Annotated in this window: 11 protein-coding genes; 9 read left to right on the plus strand and 2 right to left on the minus strand. The window is 73.1% G+C overall.

Annotated elements, in window-relative coordinates:
* Window positions 1-2: 2 nt before the first annotated feature.
* Together OG574_RS51840 and OG574_RS51845 are read right to left on the minus strand one after the other, a co-directional pair.
* Window positions 3-3410 (minus strand): non-ribosomal peptide synthetase, encoded by a 3408-nt coding sequence (locus tag OG574_RS51840; RefSeq protein ID WP_326779322.1) that lies wholly within the window; start codon window positions 3408-3410, stop codon window positions 3-5.
* A complete protein-coding gene (locus tag OG574_RS51845) occupies window positions 3407-4171 on the minus strand; it encodes a 2OG-Fe dioxygenase family protein (protein ID WP_326779323.1) in 765 nt (254 codons plus the stop codon). The genes OG574_RS51840 and OG574_RS51845 overlap by 4 nt, the downstream gene beginning before the upstream one ends.
* 226 nt (window positions 4172-4397) lie before the next feature.
* On the opposite strand from OG574_RS51845, the gene OG574_RS51850 reads away from it, so the two are divergent.
* From OG574_RS51850 to OG574_RS51890, 9 genes are all read left to right on the plus strand, one after another.
* Window positions 4398-6047, plus strand: a complete 1650-nt coding sequence (locus OG574_RS51850; RefSeq protein WP_326779324.1) for a condensation domain-containing protein — start codon at window positions 4398-4400, stop codon at window positions 6045-6047.
* A gap of 52 nt (window positions 6048-6099) precedes the next feature.
* Entirely contained in the window at window positions 6100-6807 is a 708-nt protein-coding gene (locus OG574_RS51855; RefSeq protein WP_326779325.1) for a thioesterase II family protein, read from the plus strand.
* Complete coding sequence (locus tag OG574_RS51860; RefSeq protein ID WP_100596226.1) at window positions 6804-7634, plus strand: SDR family oxidoreductase; 831 nt, start codon at window positions 6804-6806, stop codon at window positions 7632-7634. The genes OG574_RS51855 and OG574_RS51860 overlap by 4 nt, the downstream gene beginning before the upstream one ends.
* 23 nt (window positions 7635-7657) lie before the next feature.
* The gene (locus tag OG574_RS51865; protein ID WP_326779327.1) at window positions 7658-10420 is read left to right on the plus strand and encodes an amino acid adenylation domain-containing protein; all 2763 of its coding nucleotides are present in this window, start codon (window positions 7658-7660) and stop codon (window positions 10418-10420) included.
* An 87-nt stretch (window positions 10421-10507) separates the two neighbouring features.
* Entirely contained in the window at window positions 10508-11095 is a 588-nt protein-coding gene (locus OG574_RS51870) for an isochorismatase family cysteine hydrolase (protein ID WP_100596225.1), read from the plus strand.
* A gap of 138 nt (window positions 11096-11233) precedes the next feature.
* Window positions 11234-12265, plus strand: a complete 1032-nt coding sequence (gene hypE, locus OG574_RS51875) for a hydrogenase expression/formation protein HypE (RefSeq protein ID WP_326779328.1) — start codon at window positions 11234-11236, stop codon at window positions 12263-12265.
* A gap of 22 nt (window positions 12266-12287) precedes the next feature.
* Window positions 12288-14663 carry a carbamoyltransferase HypF gene (hypF, locus tag OG574_RS51880; RefSeq protein ID WP_326779329.1) on the plus strand — a complete coding sequence of 792 codons (2376 nt, stop codon included), beginning with the start codon at window positions 12288-12290 and terminating at the stop codon, window positions 14661-14663.
* A gap of 31 nt (window positions 14664-14694) precedes the next feature.
* Window positions 14695-16038, plus strand: coding sequence for a hypothetical protein (locus OG574_RS51885; RefSeq protein WP_326779330.1), 1344 nt, complete (start codon window positions 14695-14697; stop codon window positions 16036-16038).
* The gene (locus tag OG574_RS51890; RefSeq protein WP_326779331.1) at window positions 16035-16751 is read left to right on the plus strand and encodes a gamma-glutamyl-gamma-aminobutyrate hydrolase family protein; all 717 of its coding nucleotides are present in this window, start codon (window positions 16035-16037) and stop codon (window positions 16749-16751) included. Before OG574_RS51885 ends, OG574_RS51890 begins: the two co-directional genes overlap by 4 nt.
* The last annotated feature ends 69 nt before the right edge of the window (window positions 16752-16820 follow it).

Consider the following 16820-nt stretch of genomic DNA (forward strand, 5'->3'; position numbering starts at 1 on the left):
GGTCAGCCCTCCAGCTTCTGCTGCACCTCGTTGTGCGACATGCTCTGCACCTGCCGCACGAGGGCGGCCACCCGGTCCACGTCGATGCCTGCCTCGGCTCCCTCGGCGCGCATCAGCGTGGCGAGGGTGGCGACGGTGGGTGCCTCGACGAAGAAGTGCAGGGGGAGTTCGAGCCGGAACAGTTCACGGATGCTGGAGACGACGATGGTGGCGAGCACCGAGTGGCCGCCGCGTTCGAAGAAGTCGTCGTCGACCGAGACGTCGGTGATCTCCAGGGTCTGCTCCCAGACACCGGCCAGCACGTGCTGCAGGTCGTCCGCGGGCGCCCGGCGCTCCTTTGCCGGGGCCCGGCCCGGCCGGGGCAGTGAGGCCCGGTCGATCTTGCCGTACGGGGTGAGCGGGAAGGCGTCGAGCGCGACGAAGACATCCGGGACCATCGGCGAGGGCAGCGCCGCGCGCAGATGCGTGCGCAGGGCCGGGGTGTCCGGCGCGCTCTGCCCGGGCGCCACGGTCACATAGCTGATCAGGCGGGCGCCGCCGTCCGGGGCCTCGGCGGCCAGGACGAGGGCGTCGGAGACCTGGGGGTGGGCGCGCAGCACGGTCTCCACCTCGGCGGGTTCGACGCGGAAGCCGCGGATCTTGACCTGGTGGTCGGTGCGGCCGAGGAACTCCAGGGTCCCGTCGGGGCGCCAGCGGGCCCGGTCACCGGTGCGGTAGACGCGGGCGCCGGGGACGAAGGGGTGCGGGACGTAGACCTCGGCGGTCTGGGCGGGGCGGCCGAGGTAACCGCGCGCCACCTGGACGCCGCCCGCGTGGAGTTCGCCGGGAACGCCGACGGGCTGCACGCGGCCGGCGCCGTCCAGGACGTAGAGGTCGCCGCCCGGCACGGGCCGTCCGATGGGCACGGGGGATGCGGCGGGCGCGGTGACGGTGTGCTCGGCGATGTTGATGGTGGTCTCGGTCGGCCCGTAGGAGTTCACCAGGCGGATGTGCGGTACCTGGAGGAGGAGTTGGTCGGCGAGGTCGGCCGGCAGCTCCTCGCCGGCGCTGATCACCAGCCTGAGGGCGGCGGCCGCGCGGGGCAGCCCGCCGAGGCCGATGGCGGGGCGCAGCGCCGAGGGCACGAAGAAGCAGGTGGTGACGGAGTGCCGGGCGAGCACGGAGTACAGGTAGTCGACGTCGGTGCCCAGGCCCGGGGCGGCGAGCACCACGCGGCCGCCCGAACGGAGCGCGACCAGGAGTTCCCACATCGAGGTGTCGGCGCTCAACGGGGTCTTGTGCAGCACGCGCTCGTCGGCGCCCAGGCCGAGGTCCGCGCACATGCCGGCCAGCCGGTTGGCCAGTCCCGCACGGGTGATGAGCACACCCTTGGGGGCGCCGGTGGAGCCGGAGGTGTAGAGGACATACGCGCCGATGCCGGGCAGTTCCGGCACGTCGGGCCCGGTTGCCGGGTGGTGCGCGGTGAGGGCGGGCAGGTCCTCCACGATGAGTACCGGCGTGCCCTCGGGCAGCCGGGCCGCGAGCCGGGTGTCAGTGAGGGCCAGGCACGGCGTGGCGTCGGCGACGATCCCGGCCAGGCGCCCCGCCGGGTGCTCACTCTCCAGCGGTACGAGGACGGCTCCCGCCTTGAGCACGGCGAGGAGGCAGACCAACAGGTCGAGGCCGCGCGGCAGCAGCAGCGCCACCCGGTCCTCGGGGCCTATGCCGCGGGCCCGCAGCAGGTGGGCCAGCCGGCCGGCCCGCTCGTCCAGTTCCCGGTAGGTGAGACGGTGCCCGGTGGCGGGGGGCGGGACGTCGGCGACGACCGCGGTGGCGTCGGGGGTGGCGAGCGCGTGGGCGTGGAAGGCGTCGAGGAGGCCGTCGCCGCCCGGGGCGGACGCGTCGCGGCCCGACCAGTGCCGGGCCAGCGTGGTGTGCTCCTCCTCGGTCAGGACCGGCAGGTCGCGTACGGCCGTGTCGCCGTCGGAGGCGATCGCGGCGGTGAGGACCTGGTGGACGGCGCGGGCGATGCGTTCGGCGGTGTCCTGGTCGAACAGGTCGAAGGAGTACGACAGCCAGCCGGTCAGGCCCCCGCCGTGCTCGGCGGGCGAGAACTCCAGGGACAGGTCGATGTCGGACCCGGTCTTGGGCAGGTTGAGCGTCTCGGCGCGCACGCCGGCCAGTTCCAGATGGCGCAGGGGGACGTTGCGCAGCGCGAACAGGGCGCGCACCAAAGCCGAGCGGCCGCTGGTGCGTTCGCCGCCGACCTCGCGCACGATCCGCGGGAAGGGCACGTCCTGGTGGGCGAAGCCGTCGAGGCTGCTGTCGCGGGTGGCGCGCAGCAGCTCGCGGAAGGAGGCGGCGCCGTCGACGGGCACGCGCAGCGGGAGGGTGTTGACGAAGAAGCCGATGAGCGGCTCCGACTCGGGCCGGGTGCGGCCGGCGACGGCGGTGCCGATGACCAGGTCCCGCGCGGCCGACCAGCGGTGCAGCACCACGGCGTACGCGGCGAGCAGCACCATGAACGGGGTCGCCTTCTCGGTGCGGCCGAGCCGGTCGGCCCGCTCGACGAGCTGGGCGTCCAGGTCGATGCGGACGGCGGCGCCGGAGAACGTCGGCCTGGCCGGGCGGGGCCGGTCGCCCGCGAGTTCCAGGGGGAGCACCCCGTCGAGCTGTTCGCGCCAGTGGGCGATCTGCCGTGCGGCCTCGTCACCGGCCAGCCATGTGTGATGGGCGGCCGCGAAGTCCGGGTACTGCACGGCGAGTTCGGGCAGGTTCGCGGGGCGCCCGGCGAGCTGGGCCGCGTACCCCTCGGTGAGTTCGTCGACGAGGACGCCGAGCGACCAGCCGTCCACGACGATGTGGTGGACGCACAGGGTCAGCAGCCAGGAGCGGCCGTCGGGGGCCTCAGGGTCGTCGGTGAGCTGCCACAGCTTGGCGCGCAGCAGCGGCGCGGCGGACAGGTCGAAGGGGCGCCGGGCGATCCGGTCGAGGAGTGCGGGCACCTCGTCGGCGCGGGCCCGGCCGCGTCCGAGCACGACGCGCACCTCGTCGGGGGTGCCGACGACCTGCACCACGCCGTGTTCGGGGTCGGTCGCGAAGCGGGTGCGCAGCGCCTCGTGGCGGGCGACGACCGCGGCGAGGGCCCGCTCCAGCGCTTGGGTGTCCAGGTCGCCGCGCAGCCGCACCGCGATCGGCAGCAGGTAGTTCACCGCGGACGGGTCGAGCTGGTACTGGTAGAAGAGCTGCTGCTGGCCGGGGGATGCCACGTAGCGCTGGGTTTCCCCGGTGCGCGGCAGAGCCGTGACCGAGATGCCGGAGCCGGCCCTGCCGCGGGCCAGGTGGCGGGCGAGCAGGGCGCGCCGCTCGGGGCTGAGCTCTGCCACGGCGCGCTGCAGGGCGGAGGCGTCGGCGGGCAGGGTCTCGGTCATCGCTGTCCCTCCACGTCGGCCGGGACGGGGTCGAAGTCGACGATCAGTACGTCGCGGTGGCTGGGGCGGGCCGGGTCGACGGGGGCCAGGGGTGTCACGTCGTGCAGCACCTTGCGGTCGTCGACCAGGAGCTGGTCGCCGGGTTCGCCGAGGGTGACCGCGAACAGTTGGTTGCCGTCGTCGTCGTAGAGGGAGCTCTCGCCGCCACTGACGTTGGTGCGGTTGACCAGGAGCGAGGTGACGTAGGCCCCGCCGTCGCGGTGGCGGCCCTGAGGGGCGGGCCTGCCGGTCTGGTCGGGGCTGGTCACGATCCGGAACGGGTGCAGCTTGACATCCCAGAGCCGGACGCCTTCGGCCCGGGAGAACACGTCGCCGAGCAGGTGCACGACGGCGGCCGTCAGAGGGTCGGCGAGGAACGCCTCGGTGAGCGGGTCGAAGCTGCGCTGCATGCCGCCGTTGAGCGGGTTGAGGGCGCTGTCCTGGAAGTAGGGGGCATGGGGCTGCGCGGTCAGCTCGCCGGTGCGGGCGTCGAGGCGGAAGTGCCCGTAGCGCCGGTAGCGGTAGGTGCCCCCGTCCTTCATGAAGGTGTCGAGGGTGAGGTCGTCCCAGTGGCGGGCGAAGCGCGCCCAGTCCTGAGGGCCGGTGCCGGTGAGCCGGCGCACCTCGGGTGCGGTCAGCAGATGGCCGCCCCATCCCGACAGGCCTGTGACGGCGGCGGTCACCGTCCGCGTCTGCGCGGCGGCCGTGGTGGTCTCGGACACGAGGTCGAGCCCCTTTCGGTGGGCGGCCGGGGACAGGGCCCCGGCGGCGGTGCGGACGGATCGCATCGGCACGCGTCGCCCAGGTGAGGCCCCGCGAGCGGTCTTTGGATGCAACAGGCCCGCACGCCGGTGCGGCAGTCAGGACATTGCCTGACTGCCGCACGCGTCCGGGCCGACCGACCATCCCGGTAAGGGCTGCCCGAGCAGTCGGACAGGGAGGGTGACGATGACGGCCGACGATTCGCTGACGGTGGTGACCTCGTTCGCCCAGCAGAGCCTGTGGCTGCAGCATCAGGTGGACCCCGACCGTGCTGCGTACAACATCACTGCGGCGGTACGGCTGCGCGGGCCGCTGGACAGCGCGGCGCTGGAGCGGGCGCTGAACGCGGTGGTGGCGCGGCACGAGGTGCTGCGCACGGTCTTCGCCCTGGACGGCGATGACCCGGTGCAGGTGATACGGCCGGAGCGCGAACTGCGGGTCCCGGTGCTCGACGCCGGGCCCGACGACTTCCGGCGTTACGCCGACAAGGTGCTGTTCGCGCCCTTCGACCTGCGCGGCGGGCCGCTGCTGCGCCTGGAGCTGCTGCGGCTCGGACCGGAGCACCACATCGCGCTCCTGGCGCTGCACCACATCGTCACCGACGGGGCGTCCTCGGCGATCCTGCTGCAGGAGCTGTCCCACGCGTATGCCGCCGAACTGGCCGGGGTGGAGCCCCTGTGGGAAGAACTGCCCATCCAGTACGCCGACTTCGCGGTGTGGCAGCGTGACGCGCTCAGCGGCGCCGCCCTCGATGAGCTGACCGGGCACTGGACGCGGACCCTGGCGGGCGCCGAGCCGCTCGCGCTGCCCGCCGACCGGGAGCGGGACGCCGACGCTTCCGGGCACGCCGCCGTGCACCACTTCACCCTGCCCGCCGCGCTCACGGCTCGCCTCGAGGATCTTGCCCGCGCCGAGCGGGCCACGCTGTTCATGGTGCTGCTCGCCGGACTCGACGCGCTGCTCGCACGCTACTGCGGGCAGGAGGACATCACGGTCGTCTCCCCCATGGCCGGCCGCGGCCGCCCCGAACTGGAGGGGCTGATCGGCTACTTCGTCAATCCGCTGCTGCTGCGCACTCAGGTGTCCGGCACTGAGGGCTTTGCCGCGCTGGTGGGCCGGACCCGCGACACCTGCCTGGACGCCTTCGACCGCGAGGAGCTGCCCTTCGAGCAGGCCGTCGAGGTGCTGCGCGGGCACGGCGGCCCTGGCGCCGAGGGTCTGCGTTCGCAGGTGATGCTGGTGCTGCAGAACACGCGGCCGAGCCACTGGCGCAGCGCCGGCATCGACTTCGAACTGATCCCCGCCGACACGTCGACCGCCAAGTCGGACCTGGTGCTCGAGGTACGCCCCGACGCCGGCGGCGGCTGCACGGCCGCCCTCGAGTACCGCACCGGCCTGTACGACGCCGCGACCGCCGACCGCGTCGCCCGCCACTTCACCGCCATCCTGGAGGCGGCTTGCGAGCGGCCCGACGAGCCCCTGTCGCAGCTGCTGGCAACCGCCGTCCCCGACGGGGAGATCCCCGCGGTGCGCGGCGGCGCCGCGCACGGCGAAGCTCCCGCCGCGACCGAGTACGTCGCGCCCCGCACCCCGCTCGAGGAGGAGGTCGCCGGGATCTGGTCGGCGCTCCTCGGCGCGGAACGCGTCGGCGTGCACGACAACTTCTTCGACCTGGGCGGCCAGTCACTGCTCGCGGTGCGGCTCGCGGCCAGGCTGCGGGACGAGTTCGGCGTCGAGATGACGGTGCGCGACCTGTACGCCGACTTCACGCTCGAGGCGGTCACCTGGGCCGTACTGCAGCGGATGACGGCCGACGAGGAACAGGCGCCCGCCTGAGCGACCGCCGTCCGATCCACACCACCCAGCGGACCACGGATTTTGGAGAGACATGTTGAGTGCGGCGGTTCTGTGCTTCGCACCCGCCGGTGCGGGAGCGAGCTTCTTCCACCCGTGGCTGGGGCAGCGCGAGGGCCTTACGGTGCTCCCGGTCGAACTGCCCGGCCGGGAGAAGCGGTTCGCCGAGCCCGAGTGCACCGAGCTCGGCGCCCTGATGGACGCGGTCCTGCCCGCCCTGCGGTCCGCGACGGCCGGTTTCGACAAGGTCGCCGTCCTCGGACACAGCTTCGGCGCGCTGCTCGCCTACGAGGCGACGCGCGCGCTCGCCGCGGAGCGGGACGGGCTGACGCTGGTGGCCTCCGGCGCGACGTGGCCGGGCACACTGCGCCGCGGGCGGATCACCGGCCTGGCCGACGACGAGTTCATCGCAGGTATCCACACGATCGCCGGATACCGCCACCCGGCCCTGGACGAGCCGGAGTTGCGCGATCTGGTGCTGCCGCCACTGCGCACCGACGTCGCGATGCACGAGAACTACACGTACGTCGAGCGTGAGCCCCTCGACGTGCCGGTCCTCGCGGTACGCGGCGACGCCGACCGGCTGGTGTCGGCCGACGACCTCACCGAGTGGGAGCGGGTCACCACCGGCACGGTGACCGTCGCGGAGCTCACCGGTGCCCATATGTATCTGGTGGAGGAGTGGCCCGCGCTGCTCGACCTGCTCGCCGGGCAGCTCCTCGGCGCCGGGACGCCGTCATGAGCGGACGGCTCACGGGCCGGACCGCGATCGTCACCGGCGCCGGGCGGGGCGTCGGGCGTGCCTGCGCCACGGCGTTCGCCGCGCAGGGCGCCGACCTGGTCCTGGTCGACATCGCCGCCGACCTCCCGCACGTCCCCTACCCCGCGGCCACCCCGAGCCAGCTCGACCACACCGCCCGGCTGTGCCGCGAGCAGGGGGCCGCCGTGCTCACCGCACGCGCCGACGTGCGGGACGCGGCGGCCTGCGAGCGGGTGGTGGCCGATGCCGTGGACCGCTTCGGTTCGCTGGACGTGCTGGTCAACAACGCGGGGATCGCGGGTCCTTCGGGCCGGATCGTGCACGAGGTCACCGAGGACGAGTGGGCGGTGATGATCGACGTCAACCTCAACGGCGCCTGGCGGATGCTGAAGGCCGCGGGGGCGTCGATGGTGGCGGCCCGCTCCGGCTCCATCGTCAACATCGCCTCCACCGCCGGTCTGGTGGGGTACCGAAACTTCGCCGGCTACGTGGCGTCCAAGCACGGCCTGGTCGGCCTGACGAAGGCCGCCGCCCTCGACTACGCGCCGTACCGGGTGCGGGTGAACGCGGTCTGCCCCGGCTCGGTGCGCGACGGCGAGGAGTGGGAGGGCCGGATGCTGGTGGAGATCGGCCGCAGCATCGGGATCGAACCGGCCGACCACGAAGCCGAGTTCATCACGCAGATGCCCATGAACACGCTGGTGGAGGCGGACGATGTGGCGGGGGCCGCCCTGTGGCTCGCCTCCGAGGAGTCCCGTCACTCCACCGGCGGTGTGATCACCGTCGACGCCGGCTACAGCGCCCGTTGACCCGGACCGGTCAGGAGACGCCCGTGTCGTCCAACTCCCCTTCGGTCGCCGCCCGGCACGCCGCCGTGTACGCGGTCGCCCCCGGATACTCGGCCGAGGACTGCCGCGCCGCGCTCGCCGGCGCCCCGTGGCCCGGCCCCGGCCGGTTGCGCCTGTGGGCCGAGCCGGTGCCCGCCCCCTCGGACAGCCCCGCTGCCCTGCGCCGCCGCACCCGCGAGCTGCACGGCCGTCACGGGGGCGAAGGTGTCCGGCTCACCCTGCTCGAATACGCCGACGGGGTACGGGATCTGGTGGCCGTGACCGGCCCCGGCGACGACGGCCCCGACCGCCTGGACCGCGCCGCGCTGGCCGCCCTCGGCCCGGCGCGGCCCCTGGCCCGCTCGGGAACCCCTTCGGACCCCGGGTGCCGGGAGGTGCCGGTCCCGGGGCTCGGAGCGGGCGGGGCCATGGCCACGGCCGCGGACCTGGCGGCGGCTCTGCTCCTGATCGCCGCCAGGACGCGGGCGCAGGACGAGCCGGTCATCCTGGACGTCGCCGTCCACACCACCGACGGGGTGCGCCGCGTCTCGCTCCGCGTGGCCGCGTTGGACGAGGACCAGCCGGTGTCCGCCTACCGGGCCTGGGTGCGCGAGCAGGCGGAGCAAACCGGTGCCCAGGACGGCGGCGGGCCGCGGCTCGCCCTCGATGTGGACCTGCGGCCGCGGGCGGTGCCCGCGGTGCGGCGGCTGCCCGCGCTGGACGCCCGCCACCCGGTCACCGTGCGGGTCACCGCCTCCGACACGGACGGCACCCCGCAGGTGCACTGCTGGACCCTGCCCGGAGCGCCCGCGGACCAGCTGCCGACAGACTTGGAGCAGCAACTCGCCGTAGTGGCACACCAGTTGCTGTGCGGGGACCAGAATCTCCCGCTGGCCGACGTCGCGTTGCACGAGCCGGCCGAGCGAGCCCGCATCCTGGATCTCGGCCGCACCCCGCGCGCCGCGGACAGCGGGCCGCGCCGCATCGACCAGCTGGTCCGGGACCGCGCCGAGCAGACCCCGGACGCCGTCGCCCTGAGAGACCCGCAGGGCGAGCACACCTGGACGTACCGCGAACTCGTCGACAGGAGCGACCGGTTCGCGGCCGCTCTGCGAGGGCTCGGTGTGCGCCCGGGCGACCGCGTCGGGGTGTGCCTGGACCGTTCGGCACAGCTGGTGTCGGTGCTCCTCGCGGTGATGACGGCGGGCGCCGCCTACGTACCGCTGGACCCCACCTATCCGGCCGACCGCCTGGCCTACACCGCCGACGACGCGGGCCTGTCCCTGGTGGTGGTCGAGGACGACGGCAAGGACGACGGCAACGCCTTCGCCGACCACGCCACCGTGACCCTGCCGCGCCTGCGGGAACTCGCCGCCGGACAGGGCGCGTGGGAGGAGCCCGGCACGGTGGGGCCGGACGATCCGGCGTACATCATCTACACGTCGGGCTCCACCGGGCGCCCCAAGGGCGTCGTCGTGCCGCACCGCAACGTGGGGCGCCTCCTGGATGCCACGGCCGACGACTTCCGCCTGGGCCCGCAGGACGTGTGGACGTGGTTCCACTCGGCGGCGTTCGACTTCTCGGTCTGGGAGATCTGGGGCGCTCTGGGCACCGGAGGGCGCCTGGTCGTCGTGCCGTACTGGACCTGCCGCTCCCCCGAGGACTTCCGCGCGCTGCTCCTCGACGAACGGGTGACGGTGCTCAACCAGACCCCGTCGGCCTTCTCCCGGCTGCTGCCCCTGGAGCGAGCGGCGCCGGCGCCGCTCGCCCTGAGGCTCGTCGTCTTCGGCGGTGAGCCGCTCGACGCCCGCGCCCTGCTCCCGTGGTTCGACACGCATCCGGAGTCCGCGTGCCGGATGGTCAACATGTTCGGCATCACGGAGACCACCGTGCACGTGACGGCCCAGACCGTCACCCGCGCCGACGCCCTCGCCTCCTCGCAGTCGGTGGGCCGCGCGCTGCCCGGCTGGAGCGTGCGGGTCCTCGACACACGCGGCAGGCTGGTGCAGCCCGGCTGCGTGGGCGAGATAGCGGTCGGCGGGGACGGCCTCGCCCTGGAGTACCTGGGACGGCCCGAGCTGACCGCCGAGCGGTTCGTACCCGACCCGGACGGCGAAGGCCGCCTCTACCTCAGCGGCGACAAGGGCCGGCAGCTGCCCGACGGCCGCCTGGAGCATCTGGGTCGCCTCGACAGCCAGGTCAAGCTGCGCGGTCACCGCATCGAACTCGACGAGATCCGCTCGGTGCTGCTCACCCACCCCTCGGTGCGTGCCGCGGCGGTCGTGCTGACCCGCCCCACGGACGCGAACGGCGAGGACGCCACCCTCGACGCGTACGCCGTACTGGACGGGGCCGACGCCCGCGAGGTCCGCCGGCACGCCGCCCGGCTGCTGCCCGAGTACATGCTGCCCGCCACCGTCACCCCGCTCGCCGAGCTGCCGCTCACCGTGAACGGGAAGGTGGACGTGGCCGCGCTGCCCGCACCCCGGGCCGCCGGCGGTGAACTCCCTTGTGTGGCGGACGAGTCCGCACAGGGCACGCTGGCCGCCGTGCTCGCCGCCTGGCACACCGCGTTCGGCGAACAGGTCGCGGCCGGCGACGACTTCTTCGAGCTGGGCGGCAACTCGCTGCGCGCACTGCGCGTCGTGCACCTGCTGCGGGACGCGGGCGTCCGTGTCGACGTGCGCGACGTGTACCGGCTGCGCACCCCGTCGGCGCTGGCCGAGGCCGCCTCCACGGCGCCCGCCGAGGCGGCGAGGACGGCCTGACCGGGCCGTGTAAGGGCTTTGCCCGACTGTCCGGGACGCCACCGGCGGCGGGATGTTCGAGACCTGACACCGATTCGAGGAGTGTTCATGAGCAAGGTCGCGGTCCTCACCAATGACCTTCAGTACGACCTGGTGAACAAGAACCAGGAGCGCATCGACGCCGTGGCGGAGGCCACCCCCAGCTTCTCGGGCTTCCTCAAGGACATGCGCCAGCGCGGCCACCACGTGCTGCACCTGCAGCTGATCAACAAGGCGGACGACCCGGTCGCCGAGCGGTACGAGGGCGGCCGACTGCCCGCGCAGAAGGGCACCCAGGGCGCCGAGATCCTGCCCGTCTTCCTGGACGACACCGACATCCTCGTCGAGAAGAACAAGGACAGCGGCTTCTACGAGACGGACCTGCACGAGCGGCTGCAGGCCCTCGGCGTCGAGACCGTCATCGTGACCGGCATGCAGGGCCAGATCTGCGTGCAGACCACGGCCGCCGACGCGTTCTTCCGCGGCTACAACGTCTGGGTCCCCAGCGACTGCGTCGTCTCGGCCCAGGAGCACGACAAGGTGCGCGCCCTGGACTGGCTGGACGGCTACTGCGCGACCGTGGCGCCGTCCGATGAGATCGTCCGCGTCCTCGACGCCGACGGCGACCTGCCGCGCAAGGTGTTCCGCACCCCCTGAGCCCTCGGTCCGCGAACCCGCGACCGGCCTCGCCGACGGGCGGCGCCCCTCCCCGCGCCGCCCCCCTCATCACCCCGCCTCACCCCGCTTCAGCCGCCCCCTCATCCGCGTACGTCTTCGACCCCACCGGGAGTCACGTTGCCGACGGCCACGACGTCCTTTCTGGACCAGAAAATCGTCCTTGACCACGGGACCGGGGCCCGGCTCAGCCGGGAACTCGTCGAGTTCGTCGTGGAGGTGCTCGGGGACGTCTACCTCGGCGAGATGGAGGACAGCGCCATCCTCCCGCCGCTGGACGGCGCTCTCGCCATGACCACCGACTCCTTCGTGGTGGACCCGCCGTTCTTCGGCAACGGCGACATCGGCAAGATCGCGGTGTGCGGCACCGTCAACGACCTCGCGGTGGCCGGCGCCGAGCCCCGCTACCTCACCCTGGCGATGATCCTGGAGAGCGGGTTCCCGCTCTCCGGGCTGCACCGCGCCCTGGAGTCCGTCCGGGACACCGCGCGCGAGGCGGGCATCAAGATCGTCGCCGGTGACACCAAGGTCGTCGGGGAGGGCGAGGCCGACGGCATCTTCCTCAACACCACCGGCGTCGGCGTCTTCACCTCCCCGCCCAAGCGCATGAAGGACGTGGCCGTAGGCGACAAGATCCTGCTCAGCGGCCCCATCGGCGACCACACCATCCATCTCCTCTCGGTGCGCGAGGGCCTCGGCTTCGAGAAGAACGTGCTCAGCGACTGCGCCCCGCTGAACAACATGATCGACACGGTCCGCGGCGCGGTGCCCGAGTCCGCGGTGCGCTCCATGCGCGACGTGACGCGCGGCGGCCTCAACGCGGTGCTGCACGAGTACGCCTCCGCCCTCGGCCACGCCGTACGGGTCGAGGAGGAGGCGCTGCCGATCAGCTTCGAGACGGCGATGGCCGCGGACATGCTCGGCATCAACCCGATCAACTGCGCCAACGAGGGCTGTCTGGCGCTGTTCGTGGCGCCCGAGCACGCGGACGAGGTCCTGCGCGTGCTGCGCAGCCACCCCTACGGCAAGGACGCCGTCATCGTCGGCGAGGTCACCGCACGCCCGGAGCCGGTCGTGGAGATGGCCGGCAAGGACGGCCGGATCCAGGAGATCGAGGAACTGCAGGGCGCCGAACTTCCCCGGCTGTGCTGATCCGAGGACCCGAGGAGGAGTCATGGCAGAGACCGAGCAGTGGCTGATCCGGGTGACCGGGGTGGTGCAGGGCGTGGGCTACCGGCCCTTCGTGCACACCCTGGCCACCGGCCTGGACCTGAGAGGCTGGGTCCTCAACGACACGCTGGGCGTCCAGACCGAGGTGTCCGGCGGGGCCGGCGAACTCGCGGAATTCGCGGGGGCGCTCAAGGACCGCGCCCCGCTGCTCGCCCGCGTCGAAGAGGTGCGCGTGGAGTCGCGGACGCCCCGGGCGGCCGGTGACCTGCCGACGGGCTTCGAGATCCGGGAGAGCCGGCGCACCGGGCGGGCGAACACCATCGTCGCCCCGGACTCGCACGTGTGCGACGACTGTCTGCGCGAGGTCCTCGACCCCGCCGACCGCCGGTTCCGCTACCCGTTCACCAACTGCACCCACTGCGGGCCCCGTTACTCCCTGATCAAGGGCCTGCCCTACGACCGTGAGAAGACCACGATGGCCGTCTTCGCGATGTGCGAGGACTGCCGCGCCGAGTATGTGAACCCCGCGGACCGCCGCTACCACGCGCAGCCCACCGCCTGCCCGCGGTGCGGCCCGAAGGTGACCCTGTCCGCGCCCGACGGGGTGGTGGCCGAGGCCGAAGAGGCGCTGACGCGCACCATCAGGGCGCTCGCCGACGGCCAGATCGTCGCCGTCAAGAGCGTCGGCGGGTTCCACCTCGCGGTGAACGCGCGTGACGCGGCGGCCGTGGCCCGGCTGCGGCGCCGCAAGAAGCGGGACTCCAAGCCGTTCGCGGTGATGGCCGCGGGCCTCGACGAGACGGCCGGGATCGCCCACATCACGGACGCCGAGCGGGAGTTGCTGCGTTCCCCGGCCCGCCCCATCGTGCTGCTGCGCAAGCTGCCGGGCGCACTGCCCGAGGAGGTCGCCCCGCGCAACCCGAACCTCGGTGTGATGCTGCCGTCGGCTCCGCTGCACCAACTGCTTCTCGACCGGCCGGAGTCGGACGTCCTCGTGATGACCAGCGGGAACATCTCCGGCCAGCCGATCGCGTACCGCAACGAGGACGCGCTGGCCGAGCTGTTCGAGGTCGCCGACCTGATCCTGCACCACGACCGGGACATCCACGTCCGCGTGGACGACTCGGTGGTACGCAGCTCCGTGCACCCGGCCCTGGACGAGCCGATCATCACGTTCCTGCGGCGCTCGCGCGGCTACGCCCCCTACCCGGTGAAGGTCGACGACATCGCCGGACCGGTCATCGCGTACGGCGCGGAGCTCAAGACCACGGTCGCGCTCGGCGACGGCAACGAGGTCTACGTCAGCCAGCACATCGGCGACCTGAAGAACGACGAGACCTACGCCTCGCACCGCGAGGCCGCGGCCCACCTCGCCGAACTGTACGAGCTGAAGCCCCGGCACGCCGCCTGCGACCTGCACCCCGCCTTCAGGGCCCGGGTGCTGGCCGGGACCGACCGGCCCGACGACGTCGTCGAGGTCCAGCACCACCATGCCCACATGGCGTCCTGCATGGCCGAGAACCGGCTCAGCGGACCCACCATCGGCGTCGTCTTCGACGGCGCCGGCTACGGCGAGGACGGCACCATCTGGGGCGGCGAGTTCCTCGTCGGCGACTTCGCCTCGGTGCGCCGGGCGGCCCATCTACGGCCGGTCCCGCTGCTCGGCGGCGACAAGGCGGTGGCCGAGCCGGTGCGCACCGGATACGCGCTCGCGCTGCAGGCACTCGGCTCCCCCGAGCGGGCCGTCGCCGCGTTCCCCGCGCTGGAGATCCTCGACGACCGCAAGCGCACCGTGTTCGCGACCATGGCCGAACGCGGCATCCAGGCCCCGCCGGTGTCCAGCATGGGACGGCTCTTCGACGCGGTGGCCGCCCTGCTCGGCGTGTGCGCCTACGCCGAGTACGAGGCACACGGCCCGATCGAACTGGAGGGGCTGCTGGGCCGCGACCTCGCCCTGACCGCGCCCTACGCCTTCGGACTCCAGCAGGAGGGCGACACCGAGCTCGTCGACCCGAGGCCGCTCGTGCGGGCGATCGCCGCGGACCTGGCACGCGGCACCGGCGTCACCGACATCAGCCGGCGCTTCCACTCCACGGTGGTCGACATGGTCGTCAAGCGGTGCAGCGCGCTGCGCGAACGCACCGGCATCCGCCAAGTGGTGCTCTCCGGCGGCGTCTTCCTCAACGAGTTCCTTCAGGTCAACTGCCTCGTGGAGCTGCGCAGGGCGGGCTTCGACGCCCATGCCCACCGCCTGGTGCCCACCAACGACGGCGGTATCGCGCTCGGCCAGGTGATGGTCGCGAACGCACGCCTTCGTGACAGCCCGGACATCACAGACAGCCCGGACACCCCGAACCCCGGCACGAACGAATGCCGCTGACCCGCTCCACCGACGACGGAGGCACAGCCCGATGCGGACCGCAGATCTGACGCTGGACACCGTCGTGCGCCTGCTGAGTGAGAACGAGGCGAGCGCACGGCAGACCCTGAGCATGGTGCCGTCGGAGACCTCCATGTCGGGGCTGGCCAAGTTGCCCATGCTTCTCGACCCGTACCACCGCTACTTCTTCAACGAGGGCGACGACCCCGACCGCTGGCACTTCCGTGGCGCGCAGCGGCTGCGCGACCTGGAGATGGAGCTGACCATCCCGCTCCTGCAGGAACTGGGCCGGGCCTCGTACGCCTCGGTGCGGCCGCTGAGCGGTCTGAACGGGATGACGCTGGTGCTCGGCGCGCTCGGCGGCGAACCGGGTTCCACGGTCGTCACCGTCTCCCCGGAGCAGGGAGGCCACTACGCGACGCCGCAGGTGGCCGGCCGGCTCGGCCTCGATGTGGAGTTCCTGCGCGGCCCCGACCCGCACTCACTCGACCTCGAGCACGCGGCCGAGCTCCTCGCCCGGGTGCGTCCCTCGCTGGTGTACGTGGACCAGTCGCACTGCCTGTTCCCCGTCGATGTGAAGTCCTTGGTGGAGACGGTGCGGCAGGCCTCGCCCGGCACGCTGGTGCACGTGGATGCGAGTCACTGGCTCGGCCTGGTACTCGGGGACGCGTTCCCCAACCCGCTGGACCAGGGCGCGGACAGCTGGGGCGGCTCCACCCACAAGACGTTCCCCGGCCCGCAGAAGGCGGTCGTGCTGACGCGGGACCCACAGGTGGAGCAGCTGATCCGCGACGCCCAGGACTTCCTCATCAGCAACCACCACTTCGCCGCGACCATCGCGCTGGGCATATCGCTGCTCGAGTTCCGCGAGTTCGGCCCCGCCTACACCCGGGCGGTCCTGGAGCACACCGGCCGCTTCGGCAGGCTCCTGACCGAGCGGGGCCTGACCGTGGTCGCCGCCGACCGCGGCTACTCCGCGGGGCACCAGCTGTGGCTCGACACGGAGGCCGACGGCATCGCGCCGAAGGACGCGGCCGCCCGGCTCTCCGCCGCCAGCCTCAAGGTCAACTTCATGGCCGGGCTGCCGGGCTTCACCGGGCAGGGCGTGCGCATCGGCCTCAACGAGGCCACGTACCAAGGGCTTTCGGGTGACGACATCGACGAGCTCGCCGACATCTTCGTGGCGGCCGTGCGCGACACCGAACCGGCCGCCCTGCTCGCCGAGCGCACGGCCGCGCTGCGCACCCGGACCCCGTTCGGCGCTTGTGCGGCCGATGGCAGTCCGCTGCTCGCCACGGCTCTGGACCTGTGCGAGGGCGCCCTGCGGCGCACCGGCGCGGCCGCCGGGCGTCCCCTGACAGAGGCGTCCCGGTGAGCCGGCCGGTCATCGGCATCGCCTCGTACCGCGACCGCGCGCGCTGGAACATCTGGGACACGGACGCGACGGTGCTCCAGCAGGGGTACGTCGACGGGGTGCGCCGGGCGGGCGGCCGTGCCGTCGTGCTGCCGCCCGACGACACCGACGCGGACGTGGTGGCCCGTCTCGACGGGCTCCTGCTGCCCGGCGGCGCCGACGTCGACCCCGCGCGCTACGGTGCCGCCCGCCATCCGCGCACGGACACTCCGTCGGCCGACCGGGACGCCGGGGAGCTGCTGCTGCTCGAGGCGGCGCTCGCCACGGGACTGCCCGTCCTCGGGGTGTGCCGCGGGCTCCAGCTGCTCGCCCTCGCCTACGGCGGCACCCTGCACCAGCATCTGCCCGATCTGGTCGGGCACAGCGGCCACTGCCCGGCCGAGGGTGTCTTCGGCCGGCACCCCGTGCACCTGGTGCCCGGCAGCCGGGCCGCCGCGCTGTACGGGGAGCTGGCCGAGGTCAACTCGCACCACCATCAGGCCGTGCTCGATCCGGGCGGACTGCACGTGACCGGACGTAGCGAGGACGGCGTGGTGGAGGCGGCCGAGGACCCGTCCAGGCCGTTCGTCCTCGGCGTCCAGTGGCACCCCGAAGTCTCCGACGACCGGAAGCTGTTCGCGGCGTTCGTCGCGGCCTGCACCACCCGGTCACTGCGCACAGCGGCATCCGTCTGACCGCGCCGGCGCCGTGACGCCGGTGCGGCGGCACGTGCCATCGCCTGACCGGGCCCCGTACACCTCACC

The organism is Streptomyces sp. NBC_01445 (assembly GCF_035918235.1).
Classification (GTDB): Bacteria; Actinomycetota; Actinomycetes; order Streptomycetales; family Streptomycetaceae; genus Streptomyces.

Excerpts from the sequence above, each read along its gene's own strand:
- OG574_RS51840 (WP_326779322.1), bottom strand. The coding sequence starts at position 3,410 with ATGACCGAGACCCTGCCCGCCGACGCCTCCGCCCTGCAGCGCGCCGTG.
- OG574_RS51850 (WP_326779324.1), top strand. The coding sequence starts at position 4,398 with ATGACGGCCGACGATTCGCTGACGGTGGTGACCTCGTTCGCCCAGCAG.
- OG574_RS51855 (WP_326779325.1), top strand. The coding sequence starts at position 6,100 with ATGTTGAGTGCGGCGGTTCTGTGCTTCGCACCCGCCGGTGCGGGAGCG.
- OG574_RS51860 (WP_100596226.1), top strand. The coding sequence starts at position 6,804 with ATGAGCGGACGGCTCACGGGCCGGACCGCGATCGTCACCGGCGCCGGG.
- OG574_RS51870 (WP_100596225.1), top strand. The coding sequence starts at position 10,508 with ATGAGCAAGGTCGCGGTCCTCACCAATGACCTTCAGTACGACCTGGTG.
- hypF (WP_326779329.1), top strand. The coding sequence starts at position 12,288 with ATGGCAGAGACCGAGCAGTGGCTGATCCGGGTGACCGGGGTGGTGCAG.
- OG574_RS51885 (WP_326779330.1), top strand. The coding sequence starts at position 14,695 with ATGCGGACCGCAGATCTGACGCTGGACACCGTCGTGCGCCTGCTGAGT.